A 7,636-nucleotide genomic window follows, 5' to 3' on the forward strand; every position below is an offset into this window, starting at 1 on the left:
TGGTGGATCCGGTTATCTTGGTCGAAACCCGTCTACCAGGGGCTTCTTCGCTCTGTCAGCCCAACGAGCAGGCCAGTCCGGCAGGTTGGAACAGGCTCATTCTTTGAGGTGTGTCGCAGATCACCCAAAGAAGCGGAACTTACGCCGTCGATTTGCATGCCCTTCGCGGCCTTTTCGCTCTTTTTTTCTTCGGTACGTTCTCCGGTGCACCACAAGATGGTGCGTCAGAAACCATGAAACCGGGGAATCATGACGATTCACATACCCGCTCCGGGGGGGCGGGACCGGCCTTGGACAGGAAGAAGCCTGCGGCACATCGCGGGTGGTCTTGCCCTGGCCTTGGCCTTGGCCATGCTGGACGGCGCCGGCTCGGCAGTCGCCCGGCCGCAGCAGACTCCTGCGGCCGAACCCAAACCGCAGGCGGTGACGCAGGCGGCCGACATCGCTTCGGCGCGTGTGGCGGCGAAGCTGTCCGGCAAGAGGGTCGAGGCGCTGTCCGAGCGAACCGAAACCTCGACGACCTGGGCCAACAAGGACGGTTCGCTCACCACCGAGCTGACCGCCGGACCGGTGCGCTTCCAGGACTCCGCCACGGGTGCCTGGCGTGATGTCGATGTCGACCTGGCCACTCAGGCAGATGGTTCGGTCGCGGCCAAGGCGCATCCGGCCGGGTTGAGGCTGTCGGGCAAGAAGGGCGTGAAGGCGTCCTCCCTGCGCGCGGCGCAGGCCACCCCAGCCATCGATCTGGTCACCCTCGGCCAGGGCGAGGATCAGATCACCCTCCAGTGGCGCGGTGGACTGCCCTCCCCGCAGCTGGACGGCACGCGCGCCACCTACGTGAACGCGGTGCCCGGCGCGGACGTGGTGGTCGAGGCCACTCGTACCGGTTTCGAGCAGTTCGTCGACCTCAAGGCCAGGCCCGCCACCGGCGGCTTCTCCTACACCCTGCCGCTTCGGACCAAGGGTCTGAAGGTCGAGCAGCAGGCCGACGGCAGTGTGCTGTTCACGGACCGGAAGTCGAAGAAGACCGCGACGATGCCGGCCCCGGTGATGTGGGACGCCTCCGTCGACGAGGTCTCCGGTGAGCACACCCGCCGTGCCAAGGTCGCGATGAAGGTCGTCAAGGCCAAGGGGGGCGTCGATCTGGTCATCACCCCGGACGCGGCCTTCCTCGCCGACCCGGCCACCCGGTATCCGGTCACGGTCGACCCGTCCACCTCGGCCCTCGGCAACCTGTTCGACACCTACGTCCAGCAGGGCGAGACGGTCGACTGGTCCAACGACGTCGAGCTCGACCTGGGCAATCCCGGTACGAAGAACGCCGACGGCACCTGGCGCACGGCCCGTTCCTTCATCACCTGGAACACCGCGCCGGTCTCCGACGCCCTGGTCTCCAGCGCCCAGCTGTCGCTGTGGAACTTCCACTCCGGCAACACCGACTGCACCGCCCAGCCGTGGGAGGTGTGGACGGCGAACAACGCCTCCACCGCCTCGCGCTGGACCAACCAGCCGTCCATGGTGACCAAGATGGCCACCTCCACCCAGACCAAGGGAAGCCCGAACTGCTCCACCCAGCCCGACGGGTGGATCAACGCCGACGTCACCGACCTGGTCCAGCACTGGGCGAACAACAAGTGGTCCCACGCCGGCATGGGCCTGCGGGCCACGGACGAGAACGACGCCAAGGAGTGGAAGCGGGTCAACTCCGCCAACGCCGCCTCCAACGTCCCCAAGCTGACCGTCACCTACAACTACCGGCCGCGCACCGGCACCAAGCAGGAGGCGGGGCCACCGTTCTTCTCCTACGGCGGCGCCTACACCGTCAACACCCTCACCCCGACGCTCCGGGACACGTTCGTCGACCCCAACGGTGACAAGATCCAGGGCGCCTACCAGATCTATGACACCGCCACCAACACCCAGGTCGGCAACGTCCTGCGATCCGCATTCGTACCCTCAGGCCAGCCCGCCCCGGTCGTCGTCCCGGCCGGCGTGCTGACCAACGGCAAGACGTACCAGTTCCGCAGCAGCCCCTACGACGGGACGCACTACAACCTGGGCTGGTCGGCGTGGAAGACCTTCACGGTCGACACCAGCGCCCCCGTCGCCCCGACCGGCGTCACCTCGACGGACTACCCGGCCACCGCGTGGGTCAAGGGCGCCGGCCAGGCCGGCACCTTCACCGTCACCCCCAACAGCACCGACCACAACTGGCTGGAGTGGTCGCTCGACGGCGTGACCTGGACCAAGGTCGCCACCGCCGGCTCCACCGCCGCCAAGGCCATCAGCGTCACCCCGCCGAAGGACGGGACCCACAGCCTTCAGGTGCGGCAGGTGGACAAGGCCGACAACAAGTCGGAGCCGGTCGAGTACACCTTCCACGCCGGCCCTGGCGGGTTCGTCCAGCCGAGCGAGGGCGAGCGCACCGCCCGTCGTCTGCCGCTCGTCGCCGAGGCCGACGGCGCCAAGTACGACAAGGTCTCCTTCTCCTGGCGCCGTTCCGAGGCCGACCCCTGGGTGACGATCCCGGCGGGACAGGTCACCTCCGGCGGCACCGCGCTGACCGCCTGGCCGGTGCCGCTCAGCGGCGGCAGGAACAGCCCGCTGGTGTGGAACGCCACCGACACCGTTGATCCCGACGGCACCGTCCAGATCAAGGCCGACTTCACCGGCCCCAACTCCGCTTCGAGCAGCACGCAGCCGCTGGCGATCGTCGTCGATCGCAACGCATCGGGCGCTGCCGACAGTGAGGTCGGACCGGGCTCGGTCAACCTGTTGACCGGTGACTACACCCTGTCCGCTACGGACGCCTCTTCTTTCGATCTCGGAGTGACCCGCACGGTCTCCTCGCGCGTACCGGACAAGGGCGTCAGGCAGGAGGGCCAAGCGGCCATCTTCGGCAAGGAGTGGGTCGCGGGCACGGCCTCTGAGCTGACGGACTCCGACTACTCGCACATCCGCAAGGTGTCCGACACGGCCGTGGTGGTCGTCGACTCCGAGGGCGAGGAGACACACTTCGCCGCGACCGCGGCGAAGACGGCGTGGATCCCCGAGCCCGGTGCCGAGGATCTGACCCTGAAGGGTGCCACCACCGGCTCGTTCACCCTGTCCGACACCGAGGGCACGGTGACCACGTTCACCAAGCCCGACGCCGCGGCCACCGCGTGGCAGGTGTCCAGCACCCTGCTCGACGGTCTGGCGGGTTCCACGACCACCGTGGTGTCCGAGACGGTGACGGTGGGCGGCAAGCAGCTGGCCCGCCCCAAGCGCGTCATCGCACCGACCTCCGCCACGACACCGGCCGCGTGCACGGCGGACCCGGCCACCAAGGGCTGCCGGGTGATGGAGTTCGTGTACGCCGCGACCACCACGGCGACCGGCGGCACCTACGGTGACGTGGTCGGCCAGGTCAAGGAGATTCGCCTGTGGTCCACCGCCCCCGGTGCCTCAGTTGCCACCTCCAAGGCCGTGGCGATGTACCTGTACGACGGCGACGGCCGCCTGCGCGAGTCGTGGAATCCGCAGATCACGCCGTCCCTGAAGACGCAGTACACCTATGACACCGCCGGCCGGATCACGCGCCTGGCCTCGCCCGGCGAGCTGCCGTGGACGTTCACGTATGGCAAGGCCGGCAACGCCGCCACCGCCGGTGAGGGCATGCTCCTCAAAGCCTCCCGCTCCGCGCTCCAGCAGGGCACGACTGGCACCGAATCCGGCACGGCGGCCACCAGCGTCGTCTACGACGTGCCGCTGACCGGCGCCACCGCCCCATACAAAATGGGCGCGGCCGACGTGAAGACCTGGGGACAGACGGACGCGCCCACGGACGCGACCGCCGTCTTCCCCGCCGACGCCGTACCCGCCTCCTACTCTGGCGGCTCCCTCGGTACGAACGACTACAAGCGGGCCGACGTGCACTACCTCGGGGTGTCGGGCCGCGAGGTCAACACGGCCAACCCAGGCGGGCACATCTCGACCACGGAGTACGACCGCTTCGGCAACACCGTCCGGGAATTGAGCGCGGGCAACCGGGCCGTCGCCCTCGGCCTGACCGCCGACGCCACGGCCACACAGGCCGACCTCGGCATCGGCAGCCTCCCGGCCGCCGAGCGCGCCGACCTGCTGTCCAGCGAGTCCGTCCACAACGAGACGGGCACGCGTGTACTGGAGTCGTTCGGCCCGCTGCGGCGCATCGACCTCACGGCCGACCTGAAGACCGGCACAACCACCCTGGTCCCTGCAGGCACCTCGTTGACCGCCCGTACCTGGACGGTCAACGAGTACGACGCCGGACGCCCGACCGACGGCACCGCTAAGGTCAAGGACCAGATCACCAGGACCACCACCGGGGCGCAGGTACGTGAGCACCCGGGCGTCCAGGGCGAGCCGCGAGCGACGCAGACGGTCTACGACTGGACCAAGGGCCTGCCCGTCAAGACCGTCAAGGACCCTGGTGGTCTCGCGATCACCGAGACCACGGAGTACGACGACCAGGGCCGTGTCATCAAACAGATGCTGCCCGGTGCCACCGGTACCGACGCCGCCACGCGCGTGACCACCTACTGGTCCGCCACCGGCACCGGCACCTGCCAGGGCCGTCCCGAGTGGGCCGACCTGGTCTGCTCCACCGGCCCGGCGGGTACTATCACCGGCGGCGGCACCAACCCCGCCCAACTGCCGACTCTCACCACCGAGTACGACTGGTGGGGCAACACCGCCAAGGTCACGGAGACCGCCAATGGCGTCAGCCGGTCCACCACGACCACGTACGACAACGCCGGCCGGCCGACCAGGGCCGTGATGACCGGCGGCACCGGCCAGACTGTGCCCGAGGCGAGCACCGAGTACGACACGGCCACCGGCCGACCGTTCAAGACGATCTCGCCGACCGGCGGAACCATCGTCAAGGGCTACGACAAGCTCGGCCGCCTGGTCACCTACACGGACGCCGACGGCGGCACGACTACGACCGAGTACGACCTGCTCGACCGCCCGGTGAAGGTCACAGACACGGTGCCCTCCACGGTCACCTACACCTACGACCACACCATCGAGCCGCGTGGCACGGCCACGAGCACTACCGACTCCGTCGCGGGTACCTTCCGGGCCACCTACGACGCGGACGGCTCGGTCTCCAGCGAGAAGCTGCCCGGCGGCTACACGGTCAAGCAGACCGAGGACACCACCGGCTCACCGGTCGACCGCACCTACACCCGTGACAGCGACGGCACGACGGTCTACTCCGACGCCGTGACCGAGTCCATCCACGGCCAGGCCACCAGCCACGCCGGCTGGTCGGACCAGACGTACCGGTACGACGCGACCGGCCGCCTGGTCACCGTCGAGGACACCGCCGACACGATCTGCACCAAGCGCACCTACACCTTCGACAACCGCACCAACCGCACGTCCCTCACCCGCGCGACCGGCACCCCTGGCGCCGACTGCCCCACCACCGGAGGCACCACCACCACCCACACCTACGACAGCGCCGATCGCCTCGTCGACACGGGCCACGTGTACGACGCGTTCGGCCGCACCACCACCGCGCCGGGCAGCACGATCGGCTACTACGCCAACGACCTCGTCCACCAGCAGACGGCCGGCGGCGAACGCCAGACCTGGCAGCTCGACGCTGCCCACCGCTTCCGCTCCTGGAAGGTGGAGACCGGCAGCGGCACGACGTGGACGCAGACCGCGTCCAAGCTCAACCACTACGACGGTGAGGGCGACAACCCGCGCTGGATCGTGGAGGACACCGCCACCGGCGCCCTGACCAGAAACGTCGAGTCGGCGTCCGGTGACCTGGCCGCCACGACTGCCAAGGCGGACGACACCGTCCTGCAGCTGACCAACATCCACGGCGACGTGGCCCTCCAGCTCCCGCTCACTGCGGGCGAGGCCCCCGTCGCGCTGGACAGCGACGAGTACGGCAATCCCCGCGCGGGCCAGCCGGCCACCCGCTACGGCTGGCTGGGCGCCAAGCAGCGTTCGGCCGAGACTCTCACCGGCCTCACCCTCATGGGCATCCGCCTCTACAACCCGGCCACCGGACGCTTCCTGTCCATCGACCCGGTGCACGGAGGCGGTGACAACCGCTACGGCTACCCGGGCGACCCCGTCAACCAGTACGACCTGGACGGGCGTTTCTGGAAGCCGAGGATCAACCCCTTCGCCCGCCTCGGCTGGCACTACCTCAACCGCGGCTACAACCGATACAGGTCCTGGAGAAACCGCCAGGAAGCCCGTGTCGTCGGTGTGTACAGCGCGTACGTGGGCACGCGTTACCTCGGCTACCGGTGCCGGGTCAGGTACGGCATGCGGGTCTGCTCCGGCGGCCTGGGGCTGCACTCCCGCGGCGGTACGACACTCGGCACCACCTTCTTCACCTCGAACCGCAACCCGTCTGCAAGCCTCATGCGCCATGAGCGCCGGCACAAGGCCCAGTGGAAACGTTACGGATTCCGCTTTGGTTACATGTACCTGAGGGCCGGTGTGAACCCGTGCCGCAACAGGTGGGAGCGGCGCGCCGGCTACCGGGACGGAGGGTACCGATGCTGAGTTCCGGTTCAAAGAAACGGTCCATATGGCCGTTCGTGGCAGCAGGATCAGTTCTCGGTGTACTACTTCTGGCCGCCGGGGGCCTCTGGGCGTTCGGCGTGTACAGCATGTCCGAGCCGTCCAGACCCCTGCTCATCGGCGTCAGGATCGAAGGCGCACGCGTCACGGTGAAGGCACCGACGTGCCCCACAGACACGGTGGCGCGGGTCGAGGTATTCGACGGCGAGTCGACCAAACCTCTCTGGCAGGCGCGCGAACCGCGTACTTCCGAGGGGAGGAGTGGCGCCGTCACCCTCTGGGCCGATGACGAGTTCCTGAAACCCGGCCCGGGCGCGCAGCCCGAGAAGCTGCCGCGGAGCCTCGATGTCCTCTTCACCTACGCCGGGACAGGTGACGGAACGGGCGACGTTGTCGATGTCGCACAGGTCGCCTCCGCAGAGATACCCGAGAGTCGGTACTGGACCAAGGACGGCCCCAAGACCGCCCAAGAGATCGACAAGCAGTTGAAGTGCACTCAGGGGAAGACGACTGCTTCGTAGCGAGAGCTATCGGTGTGATCATCCGCTGGATGGCCGGAGGGGGATTACCCCCTCCGGCCATCCAGCTGTTCCCTCCCTGACGTGGTGGCTCGCCCACGAGTGACTCCGCTCCCAGCGCGTCGGCCAGGATGGTTTCGCTGACCGCGGCATTATCAGAACCGCGCCCGCCTCGACCAGACGCTCTACGCACGTCTGGACCGTCTCACCGAACCCGTCCCGGGCACCACGTAGCCCCCGGGAGGCCGTCCAAGCCTCCTCGGCCTACACGAACTCCATTGCGATGCCGTGGGCCCGGGGTTTCAGGGCATCCGTTGATCGGCCGTGAGATGCGGACGGCCAGCTCGTCGAGGACGAGCAGGCCCATCGTGGTGACACCGGCTCTCGTAGGCCCGGGCGGTCTCGTTCACGGAGCTCGCGCACGGGCGCGTCTTCGTCAGTGAGCCTGTTCCAACCTGCCGGACTGGCCTGCTCGTTGGGCTGACAGAGCGAAGAAGCCCCTGGTAGACGGGTTTCGACCAAGATAACCGGATCCACCA

General features: G+C 68.4%; 2 protein-coding genes. Both read left to right on the top strand.

What is annotated here, in order from left to right; all coding sequences use genetic code 11:
- Nucleotides 1–351 precede the first annotated feature (351 nt).
- Entirely contained in the window at nt 352–6,561 is a 6,210-nt protein-coding gene (locus ADL08_RS07015; protein ID WP_234352032.1) for a DNRLRE domain-containing protein, read from the top strand.
- A complete protein-coding gene (locus ADL08_RS07020; protein ID WP_159042997.1) occupies nt 6,555–7,100 on the top strand; it encodes a hypothetical protein in 546 nt (181 codons plus the stop codon). Before ADL08_RS07015 ends, ADL08_RS07020 begins: the two co-directional genes overlap by 7 nt.
- Nucleotides 7,101–7,636 lie beyond the last annotated feature (536 nt).

The organism is Streptomyces sp. NRRL F-6492 (assembly GCF_001280125.1).
Lineage (GTDB): Bacteria > Actinomycetota > Actinomycetes > Streptomycetales > Streptomycetaceae > Streptomyces.

What these genes read in the sequence shown, in the direction of transcription:
- ADL08_RS07015 (WP_234352032.1), top strand. Translation starts at nt 352, where the DNA reads ATGCTGGACGGCGCCGGCTCGGCAGTCGCCCGGCCGCAGCAGACTCCT.
- ADL08_RS07020 (WP_159042997.1), top strand. Translation starts at nt 6,555, where the DNA reads ATGCTGAGTTCCGGTTCAAAGAAACGGTCCATATGGCCGTTCGTGGCA.